Source organism: Pseudomonas sp. EL_65y_Pfl1_R83 (assembly GCF_963970695.1).
Taxonomy (GTDB): Bacteria; Pseudomonadota; Gammaproteobacteria; order Pseudomonadales; family Pseudomonadaceae; genus Aquipseudomonas; species Aquipseudomonas tritici.
Genome location: NZ_CAXAQI010000297.1, coordinates 1 through 495, shown reverse-complemented (window position 1 = coordinate 495; position 495 = coordinate 1). Strand labels below are relative to the sequence as shown.

Here is a 495-nt window from a genome sequence, read left to right as displayed (position 1 = left end):
ATCCTGGCCGACATCCGCGATGAATCGGATTCGGAAATCCGCATCGTCATCGAACCGCGCAGCCGCACGGTCGAGGCCGACATGCTGATGGAAAGCCTGTTCAAGATGTCGGACCTGGAAGTCCGCTTCAGCCTCAACCTCAACGTGCTCGACGCCAACCGCACCCCGCGCGTGATGAGCCTGCGCCAGGCGTTGCAGGAATGGGTGGCGCATCAGTTCATCGTGCTGCAACGGCGCACCACGCACCGGCTGTCGAAGATCGCCGACCGGATCGAGCTTCTGCACGGCTATATCGTCGCCTATCTCAATCTCGACCGCGTGATCGAGATCATCCGCACCGAGGATGAGCCCAAGCCGGTGATGATGGCCGAGTTCGAGCTGAACGAGCGCCAGGCCGAGGCAATCCTCAACATGCGGCTGCGCAGCTTGCGGCGGCTGGAGGAAATGGAGTTGCGCAAGGAGCGCGACACGCTGGAAGCGGAGCGGGCCGGGCTG

Annotated in this window: 1 protein-coding gene; it reads left to right on the top strand. The window is 63.0% G+C overall.

All coding sequences use genetic code 11. From position 1 onward, the window contains the following. Positions 1-495: DNA gyrase subunit A (locus AACY08_RS28965; protein WP_339472512.1), on the top strand; the 495-nt coding region annotated here is incomplete at both ends.